General features: G+C 40.9%; 18 protein-coding genes, 2 tRNA genes, 1 rRNA gene and 2 pseudogenes. 15 read left to right on the top strand and 8 right to left on the bottom strand.

Translation table 11 applies throughout. The annotated features are described in order from the left end of the window. Positions 1–181: 181 nt before the first annotated feature. Positions 182–1,375: a sugar transporter gene (locus MST16_RS16880; RefSeq protein WP_180009146.1), complete on the bottom strand. Its 1,194-nt coding sequence runs from the start codon at positions 1,373–1,375 to the stop codon at positions 182–184. 156 nt (positions 1,376–1,531) lie between these two features. On the opposite strand from MST16_RS16880, the gene MST16_RS16875 reads away from it, so the two are divergent. After that, positions 1,532–1,813 (top strand): GNAT family N-acetyltransferase, encoded by a 282-nt coding sequence (locus MST16_RS16875; RefSeq protein ID WP_078194462.1) that lies wholly within the window; start codon positions 1,532–1,534, stop codon positions 1,811–1,813. A gap of 358 nt (positions 1,814–2,171) precedes the next feature. Continuing rightward, positions 2,172–2,456: a GNAT family N-acetyltransferase gene (locus MST16_RS16870; RefSeq protein ID WP_180009148.1), complete on the top strand. Its 285-nt coding sequence runs from the start codon at positions 2,172–2,174 to the stop codon at positions 2,454–2,456. A 57-nt stretch (positions 2,457–2,513) separates the two neighbouring features. On the opposite strand, the gene MST16_RS16865 is transcribed toward MST16_RS16870, so the two are convergent. Next, the gene (locus MST16_RS16865) at positions 2,514–2,849 is read right to left on the bottom strand and encodes a hypothetical protein (RefSeq protein WP_180011574.1); all 336 of its coding nucleotides are present in this window, start codon (positions 2,847–2,849) and stop codon (positions 2,514–2,516) included. A 209-nt stretch (positions 2,850–3,058) separates the two neighbouring features. Here MST16_RS16865 and MST16_RS16860 point away from each other — a divergent pair, with 209 nt between their 5' ends. Continuing rightward, on the top strand, positions 3,059–3,529 hold the full coding sequence (locus MST16_RS16860) for a BLUF domain-containing protein (RefSeq protein WP_180009150.1): 471 nt from the start codon (positions 3,059–3,061) through the stop codon (positions 3,527–3,529). A 63-nt stretch (positions 3,530–3,592) separates the two neighbouring features. Here MST16_RS16860 and mpl read toward each other — a convergent pair whose 3' ends face one another. Further along, positions 3,593–4,957, bottom strand: coding sequence for a UDP-N-acetylmuramate:L-alanyl-gamma-D-glutamyl-meso-diaminopimelate ligase (mpl, locus tag MST16_RS16855; protein WP_180009153.1), 1,365 nt, complete (start codon positions 4,955–4,957; stop codon positions 3,593–3,595). A 274-nt stretch (positions 4,958–5,231) separates the two neighbouring features. Between mpl and MST16_RS16850 the strand changes: the two genes are divergently transcribed. Then, the gene (locus tag MST16_RS16850; protein ID WP_180009155.1) at positions 5,232–5,570 is read left to right on the top strand and encodes a DMT family protein; all 339 of its coding nucleotides are present in this window, start codon (positions 5,232–5,234) and stop codon (positions 5,568–5,570) included. Positions 5,571–5,699: 129 nt separating this feature from the next. Here the strand turns inward: MST16_RS16850 and MST16_RS16845 are convergent, their stop codons facing one another. Then, positions 5,700–5,834 carry a hypothetical protein gene (locus MST16_RS16845; protein ID WP_257222697.1) on the bottom strand — a complete coding sequence of 45 codons (135 nt, stop codon included), beginning with the start codon at positions 5,832–5,834 and terminating at the stop codon, positions 5,700–5,702. A gap of 445 nt (positions 5,835–6,279) precedes the next feature. Between MST16_RS16845 and MST16_RS16840 the strand changes: the two genes are divergently transcribed. From MST16_RS16840 to MST16_RS16825, 4 genes are all read left to right on the top strand, one after another. Continuing rightward, the gene (locus MST16_RS16840) at positions 6,280–7,341 is read left to right on the top strand and encodes a transposase (protein WP_257245665.1); all 1,062 of its coding nucleotides are present in this window, start codon (positions 6,280–6,282) and stop codon (positions 7,339–7,341) included. A 113-nt stretch (positions 7,342–7,454) separates the two neighbouring features. Next, positions 7,455–7,967: a 5-(carboxyamino)imidazole ribonucleotide mutase gene (purE, locus tag MST16_RS16835; RefSeq protein WP_078189531.1), complete on the top strand. Its 513-nt coding sequence runs from the start codon at positions 7,455–7,457 to the stop codon at positions 7,965–7,967. Positions 7,968–7,983: 16 nt separating this feature from the next. Beyond that, on the top strand, positions 7,984–9,105 hold the full coding sequence (locus MST16_RS16830) for a 5-(carboxyamino)imidazole ribonucleotide synthase (protein WP_180009614.1): 1,122 nt from the start codon (positions 7,984–7,986) through the stop codon (positions 9,103–9,105). Positions 9,106–9,830: 725 nt separating this feature from the next. Further along, entirely contained in the window at positions 9,831–11,117 is a 1,287-nt protein-coding gene (locus MST16_RS16825; protein WP_180009615.1) for a lytic murein transglycosylase, read from the top strand. Positions 11,118–11,173: 56 nt separating this feature from the next. Here MST16_RS16825 and MST16_RS16820 read toward each other — a convergent pair whose 3' ends face one another. Continuing rightward, on the bottom strand, positions 11,174–12,301 hold the full coding sequence (locus MST16_RS16820; protein WP_180009616.1) for an anhydro-N-acetylmuramic acid kinase: 1,128 nt from the start codon (positions 12,299–12,301) through the stop codon (positions 11,174–11,176). Between the two features lie 63 nt (positions 12,302–12,364). Here MST16_RS16820 and tyrS point away from each other — a divergent pair, with 63 nt between their 5' ends. After that, positions 12,365–13,597, top strand: coding sequence for a tyrosine--tRNA ligase (tyrS, locus tag MST16_RS16815; protein ID WP_171262600.1), 1,233 nt, complete (start codon positions 12,365–12,367; stop codon positions 13,595–13,597). A gap of 495 nt (positions 13,598–14,092) precedes the next feature. On the opposite strand, the gene MST16_RS16810 is transcribed toward tyrS, so the two are convergent. Further along, positions 14,093–14,734, bottom strand: a complete 642-nt coding sequence (locus tag MST16_RS16810) for a YitT family protein (RefSeq protein WP_180009617.1) — start codon at positions 14,732–14,734, stop codon at positions 14,093–14,095. 250 nt (positions 14,735–14,984) lie between these two features. On the opposite strand from MST16_RS16810, the gene MST16_RS16805 reads away from it, so the two are divergent. Both MST16_RS16805 and MST16_RS16800 read left to right on the top strand, forming a co-directional pair. Further along, complete coding sequence (locus tag MST16_RS16805; RefSeq protein ID WP_179992267.1) at positions 14,985–15,845, top strand: IS982 family transposase; 861 nt, start codon at positions 14,985–14,987, stop codon at positions 15,843–15,845. Between the two features lie 91 nt (positions 15,846–15,936). Further along, positions 15,937–16,209, top strand: a complete 273-nt coding sequence (locus MST16_RS16800) for a hypothetical protein (protein WP_111886092.1) — start codon at positions 15,937–15,939, stop codon at positions 16,207–16,209. Between the two features lie 244 nt (positions 16,210–16,453). Here MST16_RS16800 and MST16_RS16795 read toward each other — a convergent pair. Then, positions 16,454–17,549 (bottom strand): annotated as a pseudogene (locus tag MST16_RS16795) (IS4-like element ISAba33 family transposase). Positions 17,550–17,932: 383 nt separating this feature from the next. Between MST16_RS16795 and MST16_RS16790 the strand changes: the two are divergent. Continuing rightward, complete coding sequence (locus MST16_RS16790) at positions 17,933–19,552, top strand: oleate hydratase (RefSeq protein WP_004883953.1); 1,620 nt, start codon at positions 17,933–17,935, stop codon at positions 19,550–19,552. Positions 19,553–19,663: 111 nt separating this feature from the next. On the opposite strand, the pseudogene MST16_RS16785 reads toward MST16_RS16790, so the two are convergent. Further along, positions 19,664–19,901: pseudogene (locus MST16_RS16785) on the bottom strand (IS4 family transposase); the annotation flags it as partial. Between the two features lie 450 nt (positions 19,902–20,351). On the opposite strand from MST16_RS16785, the gene MST16_RS16780 reads away from it, so the two are divergent. The 3 genes from MST16_RS16780 (at position 20,352) to MST16_RS16770 (ending at position 22,166) form a co-directional block, all read left to right on the top strand. Further along, positions 20,352–21,889: ribosomal RNA gene (locus tag MST16_RS16780) — 16S ribosomal RNA — on the top strand. Between the two features lie 61 nt (positions 21,890–21,950). Beyond that, positions 21,951–22,027: transfer RNA gene (locus tag MST16_RS16775), tRNA-Ile, on the top strand. Positions 22,028–22,090: 63 nt separating this feature from the next. Further along, a tRNA-Ala gene (locus tag MST16_RS16770) sits at positions 22,091–22,166 on the top strand. Positions 22,167–22,211: the final 45 nt, after the last annotated feature.

The following is a 22,211-nucleotide window of genomic DNA, read 5'->3' as shown; positions in this document are numbered from 1 at the left end:
AGCGATGCTCAGATACCGACTTTTTGCAAAGTGTAATGACGATATTCTGACACGTAAAACAAGGTTTACGTTTGGAGGAGGCTACTCCCCTTGTTCAAATTTTGTTTTGGACACTGTCCAAATATGCTGCAAAGCATGACAGTTTTTAGTACAAAGTGCAATCGGCAATTTGCGAATTCATTTAATGTGCCACAGGAGGGTTAAAATCACCACGGTGTGCTAACGCTAAGGCTAAAAGTGTGCCGATCACGGCGATGATTCCTCCGATCACACCAATATAACTCAAACCGAAATGAACGCTGACGATACCGCCCAAGAGTGCACCACCGCCAATCCCGACATTATAAAGTCCTGAATAGATAGCCATGGCGACATCGGTGGCGTCGGATGCGAGATGTAGTGTCTTTGACTGTAATGCGAGACTAAATCCAATGATACTCATGCCCCACAATAAGCACACTGCACTTACACCTGCAAAACTGAAAGAAACAGGAAGCAACAGCAGCATGGATAAAGCCAGTGTGGCTGTACTCAAAGGAATCGCAACTTTGGGATATTTCCCACCAAATTTTCCAAAGAGATAAGAACCTAGAAAGCCTGCTGCACCAAAGATTAATAACAACGTGGTGGTTTGCATGGAGCTGAATGCAGCAATGTTGAGCGAGAATGGTTCGATATAGCTATATGCGGTAAATTGCGCGCTAATTACGATAATGGTTAATGCAAAGACCATCATTAAGCTTGGACGGCGAATAAACTGTTTTAGGCTGCTCAGCGAGCCAGAGTTCAAACTCGGCAGTATCGGCAGCGTTTTGGCTAAAATCAGGCAAACGATACTGGCGCCAATGCCAATCAGAGCAAAGGTATTTCGCCAACCATAAGCTTCTCCAACCATCCGCCCAAACGGAATACCGAGAACCATTGCCAAAGCTGTGCCTGTGGCCAAAAGACCCAAGGCCTGAAATTCTTTGCCTTTCGGCGCAACACGAACTGCCAGCGACGCAGTAATGGACCAAAAAAGTGCATGCGAGAAAGCAATGCCAATTCGACTGAGCAATAAAGTATTAAAGCTCCATGCGAAATACGACAGAATATGGCTGACAATAAACACCATAAATAAGGAAATCAGGAGCGAGTGACGTTCAATATTTTTGGTCAATAACATGATCGGCAAAGAAATCGGCGCAACCACCCATGCATAGAGCGTAATCATGATGCCGACATCGGTCGCGGCTAAATTAAAGGTTTTGCCAATATCGCTGAGCAACGCGACAGGTACAAATTCAGTGGTATTAAAAATAAATGCTGCGAAAGCCAAAGCAATCACAGCCGTCCAAGAGCCAGAAGAAGCCGTTTCGGAGGGAGAGGCAGACATGAGTGTCTTCAAATAAAAAAAGTGGCATATTTTACTATGCTCTATACACAAGCAGGAACCGATTTAAGCCCTGTACATGCGGTTTAAATTAATACAAAAACAACAGAGTTGACCTGCATTACATGCCAATTTATAAAAAAATGGAGGAAATTTAAGATGTTTGTACAACAAGATGATGATCAAAAAAAAGGAGCTTTCTTTGTTGAGCAAGATGGGGAGCGTTTGGCAGAGATGACTTACTCATGGGCAGGCGATGATAAATTTATTATTGATCATACCGATGTCAGTGATAGCTTGCGAGGACAAGGTGTTGGACGACATCTCCTCGATGCAGCAGTGAATTTTGCTCGGGAAAAGAACGTGAAAATTATTCCGCTCTGCCCTTTTGCAAAATCTGTATTTGATAAAGATGAATCGATTCGTGATGTTCTGCGCTAATACGCTAAATTGTATAGCGTGATGTGAATTAATCATTTGGATAAATAAAAAAAACAGCCTGATGGTATTGCAATCAGGCTGTTTTATTTGAAATCTAGTTGTGAAGTTGAATTAAGATCGTGATTTATACAGCGATACAACCAAGCATGCTGCAGCAATGAGCAATACAAAGATAGCGACGAGATAAAGGTCCACAATAAAAATATCCGGCAAGTGTGATTTAATTGTTTTTTAATTAATGTGAAAGGTGTACGGATTTATTATCACCTACAGTTGAATATAGGTCGTTTAAGTTCTGTACCAATCACTTTCTCGTTTGTTACACGGTGTATTTTTTCATAAAAAGGAAGAAAAAACAGTGACTATGCAACATCAAGATAATGGTCAAAAAGGTGAATTTTTTCAGTTAAATGCTGAGGGTGTACGCCTTGCAGAAATGAGTTATCTATGGCGTGATGAACACACTATTGTGGCAAATCACACGTGGGTAGATGATTCCTTACGTGGGCAAGGGGTTGCTCGTGTGTTATTGGATCATTTGGTGGAGTTCGCTCGTGAGAAACACTTAAAAATTATTCCAACCTGTTCTTATGTAGAGGTGATGTTTCGTCGAGACCAGACATTAGCCGATGTTCAAGCCTAAAAAAGCCCGCGATGCGGGCGTTTTTATCTGTATGAAAGTTTAAAAAATGAGTGGTGCTCAATTGAGTTTGAGTTTCAACAGCGTTGATGGTGTTTTGACGATATGTGGCCACAATTGGAACAAAATCGAGCAGATCAATATTCCTAAAACCAAGCTTAAACACATGATATTTAATAATTCAAAGTCATTCAGTACAAAATAAATACTGCCAATGGTCATCATCATTAGTAAATAAATAAGATAGTGAGGAATCACGGTGCGCAGTGTTATTCCTAAAATAAATGAGCAAATAACGACATTTAAAAAATCTGAAACGCCAAAATTATTCAGTATGATCAAGGCAGCAAAATATACACAAGTGATCGATAAAAAAATGAGTAAATTCTTGAGCATGGTAGGCCTCTTTATTCATCTTCAAATGGAAATAATTTCATTGTTTTAATATGTATGAGTTTAAAAAAATGAAGGTGATATCGGTATACGTGATCTTGGTTTTCTGTTGTAAGTTAAAAAGCACATTTGATTAAAAAATATACAAATATTTACTCATCCTGTAGCGCTTTCTACGTTAAAATCGTGCAAATACTTTAAGAATAAACACAATGATACAACTCTGTTATGCCAGTACACGTGTAGAACAACAATTTGATTTAATACAAGATTTAAGTGATATTTTGGTGAGAGCCCGCAGCTTTAATACTGAACAGCGTATTTTTGGCGTGCTGTACTATGCCGAAGGTCGGTTCTTCCAATGCCTGCAAGGTGAGCAAGCGGCTCTCGAACAGCTTTTTCAGCATATTGCGAAAGATACTCGCCATCGGGATATTGTGCGTTATCCTGATCAAAATATTGATCAAATCGATTTTTCAAAATGGTCGATGAAATATGTCAACCGACATAGTGAAATTGCTAGTTTGTTTCAGCGCTTTGGACATTCAAGCTTTCAACCCGACGTGCTCAATCTAGAACAAATTCAGGCGCTTTTAACGACCTTGTTAAGATTAGAAAATGTTGAACAGCCGGTTAAGCTGGATTCAGGCTATAAAAACCGAGGCTATCAGCATTATTTTTAAGCTGAGTGTGAATAAAATAAAAAAAGCCCGCTTCGCGGGCTATTTTTATTTTATCTAGTGGGTTTAGGCTTTTAATGCACTGATCAACTTCTGATGTAAACCACCAAAACCGCCATTCGACATAATCACCACGGCATCGCCCTCGCCTGCCTCATTTACGATAGTTTGAATGATGTCATCCAGTGAACGCGCCACGACGGCTTTATTCGCAGCAGCTTCAATCACAGGCTGTAGATCCCAATCCAAACCTTCAGGTTGATACCAAATCACTTCATCCGCTAAGCGTGCAGAATGTGCAAGGCCATCTTTATGGCTACCCATGCGCATGGTATTAGAACGTGGCTCGATTACTGCCCAAAGTTTACGTTGACCCAGACGCTTACGCGCACCTTCTAACGTGGTATCAATCGCCGTTGGGTGATGTGCAAAGTCGTCATACACTTCAATGCCACGGACTGTGCCCAAAAGCTCCATACGACGTTTGACACCGCCAAAGTTTGAAAGTGCTTCACACGCCGTTTCAATCGAAACACCGACATGTTCAGCCGCAGCAATGGTTGCCAAAGCATTGGCTACACTGTGTTGCCCAGTCATATTCCATTTGACTTCGCCTTTCACGACACCATGTTGCAGTACTTTGAAATGTGAACCGTCAGCAGACAATTGCTCTGCATACAGTTCAGATTGGTCATTGGCATCTAAAGATGTTCGCACCACAGGTGTCCAGCAACCCATTTCCAAGACTTCATCAATATTTGTCTCTGTGATGGGCGCAATGATACGGCCTTCACTTGGAATAGTACGCACTAGATGATGGAATTGCTTTTGAATCGCAGCCAAATCATCGAAGATATCGGCATGGTCAAATTCAAGGTTATTTAAAATCGCTGTTTTAGGATGGTAATGTACAAACTTAGAGCGTTTGTCGAAGAATGCTGAATCGTATTCATCGGCTTCTACACAGAAATATTGACCACCGCCTAAACGTGCGCTTTCACTAAAGCCTAAAGGTACGCCGCCAATCAAGAAGCCTGGGTTTAAACCGGCTTGATCGAGCACCCAAGCGAGCATGGTCGTTGTTGTCGTTTTACCATGAGTGCCTGCAACACCTAAGACATGTTTGCCTTGTAGGACGTGATCCGCTAGGAACTGTGGGCCAGAAATATAAGGCAGGCCTTCGTTCAGCATGTATTCCACAGCATCAATGCCACGTTTCATGGCATTGCCGACAATCACGAGATCTGGGTGTGGTTGAAGGTGGCTACGGTCATAGCCTTGCATTAAGGTAATGCCTGCATTTTCCAATTGGGTAGACATTGGTGGGTAAACGTTTTGGTCTGAACCCGTCACCTTATGTCCTAAATCACGCGCCAAGAGCGCCAATGAACCCATAAAGGTGCCACAAATACCCAAGATATGCAGATGCATTCGTTCTAACTCCACTGCTTTTATCGACACATCACTTTGTTATTGTGGTGTTGTCATTATAGATTTGGTTGAAAAGGTTAATTTCATTTGAGAGCAACCATAGCAAGGGTCTTAGCGAAAAGATAGATTTTTTTGTATGAGATCGTGCAAAAAGATTGAGCTCGTAACTGATCAAATGTACGCAATTTTCTTGAGGATAAAAACACGGAAAATAGGCGCGAAATCATGATAAAAAACGTACAATATGCGCAATTTTTTGCGATCTTGATTGCTTATGTCCCTTGCCCTGTTTTTATTGATTATTTCCAACTGTTTTATGACTTTGGCCTGGTATGGGCATTTGAAGTTTTTACATGATGCACCGCTTTGGCAAGCGATTTTATTTGGATGGGCGATCGCGTTACTCGAATACAGTTTTATGATTCCAGCAACGCGACTGTTGGCCAAACATGGGTGGTCATTGGGCCAAATGAAAATCACACAAGAAGTCGTGACGCTCTTGGTCTTTGTTCCATTTATGATTTTCCTTTTTAAACAACCCTTTAAGTTGGACTATTTGTTGGCAGGTTTATGCCTTTTTGGATGTGTCTATTTTGTATTTCGCAGTGCTTAATTGATTCAATACCGCATGGGGCTGATCATTTAAGTGAGGCGTGTTTGCAGGCATTTTTGAGGACTTTACTAAACTCACGGTCTCGTGGAGTGGGATCTTCATAGTCAAAGGTATAATCACTCTCATTGGTTAGTACAGTCTTTGACCGTCTGCTTCAAAGTCCATGAGTGCAAAACCAAAGCTTTGGTCATCACAATACACACGATATTCTGAAATTGAATACATGTTATCATGGCCATCATCTGCTTTGTAATAGCCTGTCATCTTGACCGGCTCACGTTCATCAATGATCGATTTTCCGGTGACTAAAAATTTTTCGTGGATGTAGCCATTACTCTTAATTTGGCCGTTATAGCCTTTTTGTTGCTATAAGAGGTTAAAGTCTTTTTCAAATTGGCTTGTATTGAGTTGAACGAGTTGGGCAAAACTTTGAGAGCTTAGGGCTAGAGTGAGCAGGATGAAGATCTGTTTCATCTTTAAAGTGTCTTATAAATATTGATTTAATAAAAGTTTTTATAAAATTGAAAAAAATAAAAATAATTTTATAAAAATATTATGGAGTTTTCTCTTTAAAGACAACCGTTAAATTTTATCAAATGGAGCTTAAAACTCAGTCCTTCAGGTCAGAGATATAAGCGACACGACATGAAGTGTCGTTTGATTTAACTAAGGACTATTTTCCTTGAGTTTTGATTGTTAATATAAGTACATGAAAACCCTTAAATTACGTATAAAAGACAAACATTGCAAGGTGTTAGACCAACTAGCATCAGAAGTGAACTTCGTCTGGAATTATGTCAATGATTTAGGGTTTAGGCATTTGAAGCGGAAAGGTGAATTTCTCTCTGCTTTTGATATTGCCAAATATACGAAAGGCACATCCAAAGAATGTAATTTACATAGTCAAACCATTCAGGCTGTAACTGAAGAATTAGTCACCCGAAGAAAGCAATTTAAAAAGGCAAAGCTGAAATGGCGTGTCAGCAATAAAAAATCAGCAAGGCGCTCTTTGGGATGGGTTCCCTTTAAAAAGGTGGCTATCAAATATGCCAATGGATATGTCCAGTATGGAAAACACCAATTTAAGCTTTGGGATAGCTACGGTTTAAGCAAATACACGTTAAAAACAGGTTCATTTGTAGAGGATAGCCGTGGGCGTTGGTATGTATGTCTTGTTGTTGAATCGCCTAAGCAAGATAAATCGACAGCAACCAAAGCGATTGGTATTGATCTAGGCTTAAAAGATATTGCCACCTGTTCTGATGGCACTGTAATTTCAAATCCAAAATTCTATCGAAAATATGAGCAGAAATTAGGTATTGCTCAGAGAGCCAGGAATAAGAAGCGTGTTCGTGCATTACACGCCAAGATTGCAAATAGTCGAAAAGATCATTTGCATAAAGCAAGCACCAAGCTTGTGAATGAAAATGCATTGATTATTGTAGGTGACTTGAGTGCTAAAAAATTAGTAAAAACCAAAATGGCAAAATCTGTTTTGGATACAGGATTTTCTGCACTAAAAACAATGCTCAAGTATAAGTGCGAGAACGCAGGCGTATTGTTTGAAGAAGTCCAAGAAGCCTATACCACCCAAATCTGTTCGTGCTGCGGTGAGATCACCTCAAGTAGTCCAAAAGGTAAGACAGATCTTGGAATAAGAGAATGGGAGTGCATGAGCTGTGGTACAGCTCATGATCGAGATATAAACTCAGCTCTAAACATTCTTGCGCTTGGGCATAAGCGTCTAGCTGTAGGAATCATCCTCTTTTAAGGGGGTGAGGATGTCAATGAGATGAATTTTCAGTCTATAATACGGGGCTCTTATTAAAGCTTGGCTCTAGTCGAGATTTACTCTCTCTTACTTTAATCTCTGGAAACATTGCAATGAATGCGGCCGCTTCACAAGACACTCCTCTCGTTGGAATTATCATGGGTTCTCAATCGGATTGGGCAACGCTAGAAAACACTGCCAATATGCTCAAACAGCTTGGCGTCCCATTTGAAGCGGAAGTAGTATCTGCACACCGAACTCCAGATCGATTATTCGAATATGCCGAAACCGCACGTGATCGTGGTATTCAAGTAATTATTGCCGGTGCTGGCGGCGCAGCACATTTGCCAGGCATGTGTGCAGCCAAGACTGATTTGCCTGTACTCGGCGTACCGGTAAAATCATCGATTCTAAATGGTGTTGATTCACTGCTTTCAATTGTACAAATGCCTGCAGGGATTGCTGTCGGTACTTTGGCCATTGGCCCAGCGGGTGCAACCAATGCGGCGATCATGGCTGCACAAATTTTAGGTTTAACACGGCCTGAAATCGCAAAAAATGTTGCAGATTTCCGTGCTGCGCAAACCGATAAAGTGGCGAGTAAAAATATTCCGGGTCAAGCTTAATTAAGGGGCATTTCTCATGGATAAAACCATTGGTATTTTTGGTGGTGGCCAGCTTGGTCGCATGATGGCGCAAGCGGCATTGCCTTTAAACATTCAATGCACCTTCTTTGAAGCGAGTACCGACTGCCCTTCTGCAGCGCTGGGTCCAGTGATTTCGACTCAAGCTGAAAATGGTTTGCAAGATTTCATTCAGAGCGCAGATGTTTTCAGCTTAGAGTTTGAAAATACTCCGCTGGCAGATGTTGATGTGCTGACCAAGAACAAAGCACTGCACCCGCCGCGTCAAGCTTTAGCGGTTGCACAGCATCGTTTGTCTGAAAAAGCCTTGTTTGATGAGTTGGCCATTCCCGTTGCACCGTATAAGGCCGTAACGTCTTTAGAGAGCTTAGAAACTGCTGTTGCGGAGCTGGGCTTACCGATCGTGCTGAAAACATCGCGTGGCGGTTATGACGGTAAAGGTCAATTTGTGCTACGTAGCGCTGATCAAATGGATCAAGCATGGGCTGAACTGGGCCCTGCTGGTGAATTGATTGCGGAAAGCTTTGTAACCTTCTCACGTGAAGTCTCAATCATTGCGGTGCGTGGTCAAGACGGTGATGTGAAAACATGGCCATTGGCGGAAAACCACCACCACAACGGCATTTTGTCGCATTCGATTGTGCCTGCGCCAAACAGCGCAGACTTACAACCAGTTGCGCAAGACTACATTACTCGCCTGCTCAATCATTTGAATTATGTCGGTGTTTTGACGCTAGAGCTGTTTGTGACAGATAAAGGCTTATATGCCAATGAGATGGCGCCACGTGTGCATAACTCTGGGCATTGGTCGATTGAAGGCGCAGTGTGTTCACAGTTTGAAAACCACATTCGTGCTGTAGCAGGTCTACCTTTGGGTTCGACTGAAGTTGTTCGTCCAACGGTCATGGTAAACATCATTGGTCAACATCCGAAATCTGAAGATGTATTGGCACTGAATGGCGCGCATTTGCATCTGTATAACAAAACAGAGCGTGAAGGTCGCAAAATTGGTCACATCACTTTAATGCCGAACGATACCGCTGAATTAACAGCTTTATGTCGTGCTTTGGCGAAAATTTTGCCGAATCCATTGGCACTTAGCGAAGATATGACCATTTAAACCTGAGTTTGAATGATAAAAAAGCGGTCATGCACATGGCCGCTTTTTTTATTGCTGTAGTTCGGGCATCATTGCGCCTCTTTGCAAAATCACACCGTTTATCGGTGAAACGATAAGAAACTATTGATCATAAAGTGTTCGTTCGTTTATAAATATTCTGCGCTAATCTTCGTATGGTTTTTTCTGTATCAATGGCCTGCGATGTATGTGAATCAAAATCAAAAATAACTAATGCGTTTTGAATTCGAACTGTGTTTTTAAATTTAAACTATGAATTTGAATTCAAAAAATCCTATACCAAAAACAATGAATTCAAAGTTTATGAATTTAAATTTGAAAAAATGAATTCATTTCGCTGTGTTTAAATTTAAAAAATTTGAATTTAAAAGTTGCGTAGAATTATTGGATCTATAGAGAGTGTATTTAAAACCTATAATATTTTGATTATTAACAATAAAAATTAATTTTCACGCCATTTTAAATTTGTGGATAACTTTTTATGCACGTAATTTATTTTTAAATTTAAAAGTTTTGAATTTAAATCGCTGTTTGGATTGTAATGAATTTAAAGTTGGGTTGTGGGTAACTGCTTTTGAATTTAAATTTAAAAAATGAATTTAAATAAGTAGAAATTATGAATTTAAATTTACGTTTTGAACCTTTAACTTTTGCTTTGAGCTGCTATTGTTAAAGCAACAATTTAAATTCAAAAAAAGATCAAGGGTATGAAGCATCACTTAGGATTTGTTTTCGGGACTGCTTTTTTGGCAATAACTCAGGCAAATGCCGAGTTGATTATTAATGGTCAGTCTGTCAATGCGTCGAGCATGCCTGCAACAAGCAGCATTTCACCACAAAATAACTTTCAAGGCTGTTTAGCCAATTTGCGCTCGCAAGCAATGAATGCTGGCGTGAGTGCGTCCACTTATGATCGCTATACACAAAATTTAACACCTGATTATTCTGTGATTGAAAAGCTCAACTATCAGCCTGAGTTTTCAACTCCGATTTGGGACTATTTGTCCGGTCTGGTGGATGAAGAGCGTGTACAATTGGGTCGGCAGAAATTGGCACAGCATCGTGATGTATTAAACCGTGTCGCAGCGGCTTATGGTGTACCTGCTGAAACCGTGGTTGCGGTTTGGGGTGTGGAGAGTAATTTTGGTGATATTGCGGGTAGCTATCCTTTATTACAGTCATTGGGCACTTTAAGTTGTGAAGGCCGCCGTCAAAGCTATTTCCGTGGTGAGTTTTTTGCTGCCATGCGGATTTTGCAGCGTGGTGATTTAAATGAATCACAATTGAAAGGTTCGTGGGCAGGTGCATTTGGTCATACCCAATTTATGCCGAGCACTTATGAAGAGCTGGCCGTGGATTTTGATGGTGATAGCCGCCGTGATTTGGTATCGAGCACCACAGATGCGTTGGCTTCAACTGCGAATTTCCTGAAAAAGCGTGGTTGGCAAACTGGTCAGCCGTGGGGCTTTGAAGTAAAAATTCCCGAAGGAATGTCGATCAGTGGTGAAAGTCGCCGTAATAAAAAGTCATTAGACAGCTGGATGAATCGTGGTTTGCAGCGTGCCGATGGTACGCCGTTAATTCAAGGTAACCTTTCTGGATCGAGCCAAGCAGGTTTAATGGCACCGGTTGGGGCAAGTGGGCCTGTGTTCTTAGTGTTTAAAAATTTCGATGCAATCTACAGCTATAATGCGGCAGAGAGTTATGCATTAGCGATTGCGCATTTATCCGATCGCTTGCAAGGCAAGGGTGGCTTTAGTACGACATGGCCAACCGATGATCCTGGGACTTCACGTGCGGAACGACGAGAGATTCAACAGTTTTTACTTAACCGTGGCTATGACATTGGTAAAGTGGATGGATTAATTGGAGATAAAACCCGTCAAGCTATTCGACAAGAGCAAAATCGACTGGGTTTAAGTCCAACAGGACGTGCAGGGCAACAGATTTTACGCGCATTTCGCAATGAAAATGCGAAAAATATGATGCGTTAATTCATCAATAATAAAAAGGTCTGCAATTGCAGACCTTTTTTATATGTTTTTGACTCTTAAACCGCAGTGATTGTACCTAAGATACGATAACCAGCAGCACCCGTCACACTTGGTAAATTTGCACTAAGCTGATTGACAAAGCGCATCGCCAACCAAGCAAAGGCTGTGGCTTCCACCCATGTTGGGCTTAAGCCTAAATCTGCGGTACTTTGCACCGTCCATTCATGTTTACGTAGACGCCAGCGCAGTTGTTCTAAAAGGTGCGAATTGTATGCACCACCACCACAGACATAGACTTCACCAGTATCCATATCAGAACGGTAAATGGCTTTTTTAATGGCACGTGTGGTGAGTTTCATTAAGGTTGCTTGAATGTTTTCTGGCGTATCTTCGAGTTCGTCATATTCGAGATCTCCACGCCAATCGAGAATCTGTTCATCTAACCATTCTAGATTGAAGTCTTCACGACCTGTACTTTTTGGCGGTTCTTTAGAGAAAAACTCATGCGCTTGTAAGCGGTCGAGCAGGCTGCGAATAGGCTGACCATAAGCCGCCCAGTTGCCATTTTCATCATACGGTTGACCAGTATAACGTTCGCACCATGCATCCATTAAAATGTTGGCAGGGCCTGTATCAAAGCCATAGACATTTTCAGGTTTGCCTGCAGGTAACATACTGACATTGGCGATGCCGCCCAAGTTTAAAATCACACGGTGAATGGTGTCATGTTGGAAAAGCGCTTGATGGAACGCAGGAACTAAAGGTGCGCCTTGACCACCCGCAGCCATATCGCGGCGGCGAAAGTCTGAAATCACAGGGATTTTAGTGAGTTCGGTAATAATATTGGGGTCGCCAATTTGCAGGGTAAAACCATGTTCAGGACGGTGGCGAATGGTTTGTCCATGTGAGCCAATAGCCTTGATTTGACTACGATCTAGCTGATTTTTCTCGATCAATTCGTTGATGCCATGACCGATCATTTGAGCTAATGCAACGTCTGCCTTACCCATGCGATCAATTTCGTTATCATCAGGCAAAGTGAGCGCCATCAGTTCATCACGAAGGTCTGGGTCAAAGGGAAGTGTGAGCGTCGCATGAATCTCTAAAGGATCAAAAGAAGCAGCAACAATATCGACACCATCCATGCTTGTGCCGGTCATTACCCCAATGTAGATCGCTGTCATGATGATTCTTAAGCCTGCAATGTGCTGAAAAAGTGTTAGTATATCGCACAAATTGTATAACTGATCTATTTGGATTTTGTGATGTCAAATTTCCTGCCGGCTGAAGAACAACTTGCCCTCATCCAACGAGGCACACATGAGATTATTTCTGAAGAAGATCTTCTTAAGAAATTAAAGCAGAATCGCCCATTAAAAATTAAAGCGGGTTTTGACCCGACTGCACCTGATTTACATTTAGGTCATACGGTTCTGATTAATAAATTAAAAGTTTTCCAAGATTTAGGTCATGAAGTTTACTTCCTGATTGGTGACTATACAGCCATGATCGGTGACCCAACGGGTAAGAGTGCTACGCGTCCACCGTTGTCACGTGAAAAAGTTTTAGAAAATGCTAAAACGTATCAAGAACAAGTATTTAAGATCTTAGATCCAGCGAAAACTAAAGTTGTGTTTAACTCAGAGTGGTTTGGTCAAAAAACTGCTGCTGACTTGATTCAGTTGGCTTCACAGCAAACTGTGGCACGTATGTTGGAACGTGATGACTTCACTAAACGTTATAACAGCCATCAACCGATTGCGATTCACGAGTTTTTATATCCATTGGTGCAAGGTTATGATTCAGTTGCGCTAGAAGCGGATGTAGAGTTGGGGGGTACAGACCAAACCTTTAACTTGCTGATGGGTCGTACATTACAAAGCCGTTATGACCAAGAGTCTCAAGTGTGCATTACTGTGCCGATTCTTGAAGGTTTAGACGGCGTAAATAAAATGTCTAAATCTTTGGGTAACTATATTGCTGTATTTGATGCACCGGGTGCGATGTACCAAAAAGTGCTGTCAATGCCAGATGATTTGATCGAACGTTACTTTGACTTGTTGAGCTTTAAATCGATTGAAGAAATTCAACAGTTGCTCAAAGAAGTGGCTGAAGGCCGTAATCCACAAGAAGTGAAGAAAATTCTTGCACTTGAATTGGTTGAGCGTTTCCATGGCGCAGAAGCTGCGGCAAATGCACACAAAGGTGCAGGTAACTTGATTACTGAAGGCGAACTTCCAGAAGGTACACCAGAAGTGACGATTTCTCGTGGTGCATTTGGTGGTGAGATTTTCATTACTTCTATTTTGCGTGAAGCGGGTTTGACTAAAAATGCTGCTCAAGCAAAAGATGCAATTGGTCGTGGCGCGGTGAAAGTGGATTGGGAAGTGGTTGATGCAGGTTATGCTGTGTCAGAAAACAAAACTTTGATTATCCAAGCGAGCAAAAAAGCGATCGCAAAAGTAACTTTTACCGACTAATAAATTCTTGAATTTTTAGTTAAGTTATTGAATTAAAAGCAGGCTTTGGCCTGCTTTTTTTTACCAATTAATATATTAATAATATAAATAAGCAAATTCAAAAAAAACCTTATAAAAACAACACTTAAATTTTGCCAAATGTGTTGCATTTCTTGAATTTTATGTATAAGATTTATTCATCTAGAGATATATATACCATCTAGAGGGCACATAACGATAACTCCACTTTTTATAAGTCTCTTCCCCAAGGGACTCTTTTTTTAGTGAGTTAACAAATAACTATAATAACTACACGATGGATCGACTAAAGATTCAATTCTAAGGGAAAGATTTTGGGAGAGATCTTTCCCTTTTTTATTTGTAAAATTGAGCTATTCCTTTCAAAAATCACACTCATTTCTGTATTAAAGATTTTAATCGCGCCAGAAAAAAAGCCCGATTCAATCGAGCTTTAAAATGTCTCTCTACTAAGATCGATGTTCATGGAGTTTTGTTTTAGGGCTTAGAGCCAAATTGAATGAAGCTTAATTTAGGTAAGATCCGCTTAACTAATGTTCCCACTAAAAGTGCGGTAATAATGGTGCCTTCACGGACTCCGATGACTTGATGTAAGATCAGCCAACTACTGATAACCGCAATACTGACCAAGAGGATGTCGCCATAGGTTTTACAGTTGCCAAAATCAAGGCGATAACGAACAGCAATGGCTTGATAGAGACCTTCTGCGGCCAAGAGGACTAGACTGGCTTTGACCACTAAGCTCACACCTAAAGCAGTAATCAGGCAACTTGCCAAGCAAGCTAGGAGTTGAAGTGGGTAACTTTCTATGCTCCAGCCTTGGGTCAGCCACATTAAACCGTCAATAAATGCACCAAACAAAATTCCCACGGGTAATTGCAGCCACTGTATCCATTGAAAGCGTGATTTTAAGATCAGCATTTGCAGCAGGATCATGATGATATGCATTAATACTGTTAATGTGCCGACGGTGAGAGGAAAGATATAGCTAAAGCTGTAGGGCACCGAGGAAATAGGGGATGTCCCTAAATTTGAATGTATAGAGAGTACGACACCAAAAGCCAAAAATCCTAATCCGCCTAATAGTAAGAATAAGCGTGGAAAAAACTGTGTTGGCATCCTGCACCTAAAAAATAAAAAGAGTGTACGTAAAACGCAGCCTGCGCTCTATGCGTCTAAAGCCCAAAAATAGTGGCTTTTTATGACTGTGATCGTTAATAGTGATTATTCAAATAAAATAGGCTGTATTTTTATCAGCAAAAATGACTAAGCATGTAATTAACCTGAATCGCGGATAAGAAATTAACTTGAAAAAAAGGTGACTGAAAACCATTAGGGAGTTACCACACAACCTAAGCCTTCAGCCACCATGTTCGATTTTACATATTTCTTCTGCATCGTTGATGACTTTTTTCAGAAATTTGAAGCAAGCTATTGGGAATTTTTAAAACACAACAACAAGCGTTTGAGAATGCGGTCTTCTCAATTGAAAATTTCAGAAATCGTATTCATCGCAATTTGGTATAAATGCTCTCATTTCAATAACTTCAAAGCATTTTTCTTTTCATTAAAGCACAATCATAGTCAACTCTTTCGATATTTACCGTGTTACCAACGAATGGTTCATCTCATCAGAGCACATCAATTGGCACTGCATGCTTTACATTTTGCCTTAATGAAAGACTGTCAGAGTCAGTATTTATGGATCGATTCGACCACACTACCTGTATGTAAAAATCAGCGGATTCAACGGCATAAATCTCTAGCAGCAATTGCAACACGCGGCAAAAGCTCAATGGGATGGTTCTTTGGCTGTAAGCTGCATTTAATCATGAATCAGTCAGGAGACATGGTCAGTACAGCTTTATCAAATGGGCATACAGCAGATATTAAAATGGTTGAACAGTTGGTAGAAGGATTAAAAGCCAAGCTCTATGCTGATCGTGGTTATATCAGTCAGGAATTAAAGAGTAGATTAAAAGTACAAAGTACTGATTTAATTACCTATCACCGAAAGAATATGAAATCTGTACAACTCTCAACAGCAGATGAATATCACTTAAAGCAGCGTAATAAAATAGAGACTTTATTTAGCCTGTTAAAAGGGAAATATCATTTGGTGACGAGTAAAGCGAGAAGCATTGAAGGATACTTAGCTGGAATTTATGCATCTCTATGTGCTTACCAGTTATGCCATCAAAACAAGCCAACCATTCGAGTAATGGAATGATTGGCTTAAGCAGGATTCAGGTTAATTAAAATGATTTTTGCAAAAACAGGCCTTATGGAATAATGGTCAAAAATCAAAAAAGAGCAACAACATGGCGTATTACAATACCGATAATCATGATGAACAGATTGATCGAATCTTGAGATATTTATTTGATCACCAAACCACACAGTATAAGCGAGCATTATTTTGTGAGGCGCAGCAACAATTACATGATTTGGATATCGCAGCACAGTACCAACTATTTGCATTGGTACGAGAACAACTCCCTCGACGTGCCAAGCTGCTATTTTCTGCCGAGGATTTCCGTGGAAAGCAACAAGTCATCTTGGAAGTCATGCAACATTTAGCATTTGAACGTTAAAAAATGCTTGGAAATATAAAAATGCACGCAAAAAAATGTCTATAAAGCTTGAATAGGTGTGATGACTGAAAAAAATGATGTGCTTTGAGGAAGAAAAGTAGACTAATGATCAATAAATAATCAAAGCTACTTTTATTAGATTTAAAAGCGCTGAAAAAGATTTGCTAGATATAAGAAATTTACTTAATTAAATATCGACTATTTGCTAAAAATTTATAAAAAATGCCTCTGTACACGACAAATTTCATAGGATCCTTGTCCTATCAGGCTTTTTCTTTCTTAAAATTGCTAGCACTTTCTTAAATTCTTCTTTTTTTCCAAAACCAATCAAACGTAGAATAGCCATTTGAACATAGTCCAAACCGTAGCGAAATAAACTTACTGAAAGTCGTCCATGCTTCTTTATTTTTATCGCTTTTTTCCGATCATGTTGCCATTCACCTGTTAAATAGCACCAACAGAAACCGATAGCTAGCACTGCTATCAATTTCTTGACTCGTCTAGGGTGGGTCTGTTAAACGAGTATTTTCAAGATTGAATCCACGTCCTTTGAGACAACTAAATAACGTTTCGATTTCCCAGCGTAATGCATAATCACGAATAGCAGAAGCATTAAACATAGGAGAAACAACAAGTAAAAGTTCTCCATCTTCTAATCGTAGCGCACTAATATACAGTTTCACTCGACCAACCCAAATACGTCGTTTACGACATTCAGTTTGACCAACTTGAAGATGACGAAATAAATCACTAATTTTATGATTCTTGGCTAAGTGATTGGTCACAATAAAGTTTTTTTAACACGTATACAGAAGTTAATGTCATTTTCAATTAACCATGTAAACCATTTCTCACCGATAAATTCTCTGTCTGCAAACACATTCACAATACGATCTTTACCAAAAATGGAGATAAAGCGTTGAATCAAAGCAATACGCTCTTTTGTATCTGAATTTCCACGTTTATTGAGCAATGTCCAAACAATAGGTATCGCTATTCCACGATAGACGATGGCTAACATCAAGATATTAATATCTCGTTTTCCCCATTTCCAATTAGTTCTATCCAAAGTTAATTGGACTTTATCGAATGAAAATATATTGAAAATTAACTGAGAAATTTGACGATAATCGAAATACTGATCTGCAAAGAAGCGTTGTATACGTCGATAAAATGATTGTGGTAAGCACTTGATGGGTAAGGCTTTAGATGCAGAAGAAAGATTACATGTCTGTTTTTACAATTAATGCAAGCATAATCAGTGTAAAACATTTTGCATGTGACTTGTTCCACTTTAGATATTTGTTTAAGATGAGATGTAACTCATTGAAATGTGTCATCATATTCGTCGTCAGAAAACAAGTATTATGCCATTATTTCAATGAGTTATCTTTTTTTGTCGTGTACAAAGATATTTTTTAATGATAAATAAAAAGCCTATTTTTAAAGAAATTTAGCATACGGCATAGTGAAAACAACAATAGAGCAATTACTCAACAATAAACATTAACATCAATTATTTAGATCATATTCAATTTTAATAAAAAGACAAATGTGTATTAAAAATAGCCATCATACGTCTATTTTTGATTACAAAATATAATGAGGGGATTGCTTCCCATTTCATACATTTTTCATATATAAAAAGACATACTATTTTTAAGGTTTTTCTAAACCAATTTTTTTACTTCATAATTTTTAACATCATAATTAAAGGTGAACCATGCAAAATAAGAAGCGCACCCCATTAGACGCGCAACAGTCCCATCTTTGGATTATTGGTGGTGGTATCGCAGGTATGGCTGCTGCTGCATTTGCAATCCGTGATGCCAAAGTCCCTGCCAAAAATATCCATATTTTAGAAGAACTCGATATTTCAGGTGGTTCGATGGATGGTGGACATACACCGCATGCCGCGCAAGCTTGGGTAACACGTGGTGGGCGAATGCTGACCGATGAAACTTATTTGTGCCTATGGGACTTATTTTCCAGTATTCCATCTTTGGAAAATCCAGACATTTCGGTGCGTGAAGAATGTCGTGAGTTTAATGAAAAAGTGAAAACCCACGCCAATGCACGGTTGATTGATGCCGAACATGTCATTGCGGATGCAGCAAAGCTTGGTCTGAATACGCTACATCGTGCACAGATGCTGCGCCTATTAGCTTCAAAAGAAGAAAAAATTGGCAGTCGCCGCATTGATGAGTTTTTTGATGAAACCTTTTTTGAAACCAATTTCTGGCGCATGTGGCGCACGACTTTCGCTTTTCAAAAATGGCACAGTGCAGCAGAGTTAAGACGCTATTTCTTGCGTTTTATTCAAGAATTGCCACGCATTCATACCTTAGCGGGTGTGAAACGTACCAAGTACAACCAATATGACTCGATGATTCTGCCCCTACAGCGTTGGTTAGTCGCACAAGGCGTCGATGTGCGTTTTGGACACTATGTCACAGATGCAGACTTCATTACCAATGCTGAAACTCAAGAACGCTACGCTTCACGTCTATATGTACAATTGCCTGAAGGCTCAGAGCAAATTAATCTGAAAGCCAATGATTTAGCTATTTTCACTTTAGGCTCTATTACAGCAGACTCACGTTATGGCGGTAATCATGACGTGCCTGCCCTTATTCGTCATCGAGAAGATCATGGCTGGACGCTTTGGGAAACGCTGGCACAAAAAGCCCCAGACTTTGGCCGTCCAATGACTTTTTATGGCAATGTCGATGAACATAAGTGGGAGTCTTTCACTCTGACCATGAAAGATGACGTGCTACTTAAACGTATTATTGACTATACAGGCAACGAACCAGGCACAGGCGCACTCATGACTTGGTATGAGTCGGGTTGGCATTTATCCATCGTGGTTCCTGCACAGCCACACTTTGCCGACTTACCTGAAGGTTTATATACCTTATGGGGCTACGGTTTCCAAATTGACCATATAGGCGATTACATCAAAAAACCAATGTCCGAAGCCACGGGGCAAGAAATCCTAACAGAACTGATTAAACAGCTCGGTTTTGACGACATTTTAGATCATGTTTTGGCAACGACTGATGTTACTACCGCCATGATGCCATACGCCTCTGCCCTATTCGCCTGCCGTAAACCGGGGGACCGTCCACAGGTAATTCCACAAGGCTCACAAAACTTTGCTTTCCTTGGACAGTTTGTGGAAATTGAAGATGACGTGGTCTTTACTGTGGAATATTCAGTTCGTGGGGCGATGCTTGCCATTTATGAATTTTTTGGGGTGGAACGTGAAATCCCTGAAATTTACAACGGTCTACTTGATCCCAAAGTGGGTTTAAAAGCTTTAGAAACAGTGTTCCACTAAGTTTTTAATATATAGCGATAAGAGCACCTTTATGTCGCCACTATTACATAGTTTAATTTAAGCAACGTTTGGATACACGAGTGTGGCAGGGATGCCACACGTTATCCATCATAATAGGGATGTTATGTATGGGTAACAATCGAAATACTGATCTGCAAAGAAGCGTTGTATACGTCGATAAAATGATTGTGGTAAGCACTTGATGGGTAAGGCTTTAGATGCAGAAGAAAGATTACATGTCTGTTTTTACAATTAATGCAAGCATAATCAGTGTAAAACATTTTGCATGTGACTTGTTCCACTTTAGATATTTGTTTAAGATGAGATGTAACTCATTGAAATGTGTCATCATATTCGTCGTCAGAAAACAAGTACTATGCCATTATTTCAATGAGTTATCTTTTTTTGTCGTGTACAAAGAAAAAATGCTTAAAAAATAGGTAAAAGTGCAATTTTTTTAGCAAAAACGCTTATAAAAAATACATACGTGAAAAATATAGTGAATTGGGGGTTGCAATGATTCTGAAATGCTCTAGAATGCACCCCATACCGACGAGATAGACGGAAACGAACGAAGCGTTGAATTGTTGAGTTTATCGAAGTCCAGCTTTTAGCATTGACGAAATGTTAGAAAGATCATTAAGAGATTATGAAGAACAACTTGTGTGGATTTTTACTGGTTGATCGATCGAAATTATTTTCATTGATTGATGGTAGAAATTACTCGAAGTTTATTTGAGCAAATTTTTGTCAGTAATTGATGAGCCAAGATTGGTACACTATATGTACTATTGATTTTAAACTGAAGAGTTTGATCATGGCTCAGATTGAACGCTGGCGGCAGGCTTAACACATGCAAGTCGAGCGGGGGAAGGTAGCTTGCTACTGGACCTAGCGGCGGACGGGTGAGTAATGCTTAGGAATCTGCCTATTAGTGGGGGACAACATTTCGAAAGGGATGCTAATACCGCATACGTCCTACGGGAGAAAGCAGGGGATCTTCGGACCTTGCGCTAATAGATGAGCCTAAGTCGGATTAGCTAGTTGGTGGGGTAAAGGCCTACCAAGGCGACGATCTGTAGCGGGTCTGAGAGGATGATCCGCCACACTGGGACTGAGACACGGCCCAGACTCCTACGGGAGGCAGCAGTGGGGAATATTGGACAATGGGGGGAACCCTGATCCAGCCATGCCGCGTGTGTGAAGAAGGCCTTTTGGTTGTAAAGCACTTTAAGCGAGGAGGAGGCTACTTTGGTTAATACCTAAAGATAGTGGACGTTACTCGCAGAATAAGCACCGGCTAACTCTGTGCCAGCAGCCGCGGTAATACAGAGGGTGCGAGCGTTAATCGGATTTACTGGGCGTAAAGCGTGCGTAGGCGGCTTTTTAAGTCGGATGTGAAATCCCCGAGCTTAACTTGGGAATTGCATTCGATACTGGGAAGCTAGAGTATGGGAGAGGATGGTAGAATTCCAGGTGTAGCGGTGAAATGCGTAGAGATCTGGAGGAATACCGATGGCGAAGGCAGCCATCTGGCCTAATACTGACGCTGAGGCACGAAAGCATGGGGAGCAAACAGGATTAGATACCCTGGTAGTCCATGCCGTAAACGATGTCTACTAGCCGTTGGGGCCTTTGAGGCTTTAGTGGCGCAGCTAACGCGATAAGTAGACCGCCTGGGGAGTACGGTCGCAAGACTAAAACTCAAATGAATTGACGGGGGCCCGCACAAGCGGTGGAGCATGTGGTTTAATTCGATGCAACGCGAAGAACCTTACCTGGTCTTGACATAGTAAGAACTTTCCAGAGATGGATTGGTGCCTTCGGGAACTTACATACAGGTGCTGCATGGCTGTCGTCAGCTCGTGTCGTGAGATGTTGGGTTAAGTCCCGCAACGAGCGCAACCCTTTTCCTTATTTGCCATCGGGTTAAGCCGGGAACTTTAAGGATACTGCCAGTGACAAACTGGAGGAAGGCGGGGACGACGTCAAGTCATCATGGCCCTTACGACCAGGGCTACACACGTGCTACAATGGTCGGTACAAAGGGTTGCTACTCCGCGAGGAGATGCTAATCTCAAAAAGCCGATCGTAGTCCGGATTGGAGTCTGCAACTCGACTCCATGAAGTCGGAATCGCTAGTAATCGCGGATCAGAATGCCGCGGTGAATACGTTCCCGGGCCTTGTACACACCGCCCGTCACACCATGGGAGTTTGTTGCACCAGAAGTAGGTAGTCTAACCGTAAGGAGGACGCTTACCACGGTGTGGCCGATGACTGGGGTGAAGTCGTAACAAGGTAGCCGTAGGGGAACCTGCGGCTGGATCACCTCCTTAACGAAAGATTGACGATTGGTAAGAATCCACAACAAGTTGTTCTTCATGACGATGTATCTGAGGGTCTGTAGCTCAGTTGGTTAGAGCACACGCTTGATAAGCGTGGGGTCACAAGTTCAAGTCTTGTCAGACCCACCACTACTGACACGTAAGCAATTGCAGAGTAAACGGAAATCAGAAACATTGACTTATTGATAAGCTGGGGACTTAGCTTAGTTGGTAGAGCGCCTGCTTTGCACGCAGGAGGTCAGGAGTTCGACTCTCCTAGTCTCCACCATACATTGCTACGCAATGTATAGAGAACGAAGCTAAAATAAACAAT

The organism is Acinetobacter sp. YH16040_T (genome assembly GCF_024605785.1).
Taxonomy (GTDB): domain Bacteria; phylum Pseudomonadota; class Gammaproteobacteria; order Pseudomonadales; family Moraxellaceae; genus Acinetobacter; species Acinetobacter amyesii.
This window is presented reverse-complemented; position numbering and strand designations above follow the sequence as displayed.

Bases quoted from the DNA above. Each gene is read 5' to 3' on its own strand.
- MST16_RS16880 (WP_180009146.1), bottom strand. From the start codon at position 1,375: ATGTCTGCCTCTCCCTCCGAAACGGCTTCTTCTGGCTCTTGGACGGCT.
- MST16_RS16875 (WP_078194462.1), top strand. From the start codon at position 1,532: ATGTTTGTACAACAAGATGATGATCAAAAAAAAGGAGCTTTCTTTGTT.
- MST16_RS16865 (WP_180011574.1), bottom strand. From the start codon at position 2,849: ATGCTCAAGAATTTACTCATTTTTTTATCGATCACTTGTGTATATTTT.
- MST16_RS16860 (WP_180009150.1), top strand. From the start codon at position 3,059: ATGATACAACTCTGTTATGCCAGTACACGTGTAGAACAACAATTTGAT.
- mpl (WP_180009153.1), bottom strand. From the start codon at position 4,957: ATGCATCTGCATATCTTGGGTATTTGTGGCACCTTTATGGGTTCATTG.
- MST16_RS16850 (WP_180009155.1), top strand. From the start codon at position 5,232: ATGTCCCTTGCCCTGTTTTTATTGATTATTTCCAACTGTTTTATGACT.
- MST16_RS16845 (WP_257222697.1), bottom strand. From the start codon at position 5,834: ATGACAGGCTATTACAAAGCAGATGATGGCCATGATAACATGTATTCA.
- MST16_RS16840 (WP_257245665.1), top strand. From the start codon at position 6,280: ATGAAAACCCTTAAATTACGTATAAAAGACAAACATTGCAAGGTGTTA.
- purE (WP_078189531.1), top strand. From the start codon at position 7,455: ATGAATGCGGCCGCTTCACAAGACACTCCTCTCGTTGGAATTATCATG.
- MST16_RS16830 (WP_180009614.1), top strand. From the start codon at position 7,984: ATGGATAAAACCATTGGTATTTTTGGTGGTGGCCAGCTTGGTCGCATG.
- MST16_RS16825 (WP_180009615.1), top strand. From the start codon at position 9,831: ATGAAGCATCACTTAGGATTTGTTTTCGGGACTGCTTTTTTGGCAATA.
- MST16_RS16820 (WP_180009616.1), bottom strand. From the start codon at position 12,301: ATGACAGCGATCTACATTGGGGTAATGACCGGCACAAGCATGGATGGT.
- MST16_RS16810 (WP_180009617.1), bottom strand. From the start codon at position 14,734: ATGCCAACACAGTTTTTTCCACGCTTATTCTTACTATTAGGCGGATTA.
- MST16_RS16805 (WP_179992267.1), top strand. From the start codon at position 14,985: ATGTTCGATTTTACATATTTCTTCTGCATCGTTGATGACTTTTTTCAG.
- MST16_RS16800 (WP_111886092.1), top strand. From the start codon at position 15,937: ATGGCGTATTACAATACCGATAATCATGATGAACAGATTGATCGAATC.
- MST16_RS16790 (WP_004883953.1), top strand. From the start codon at position 17,933: ATGCAAAATAAGAAGCGCACCCCATTAGACGCGCAACAGTCCCATCTT.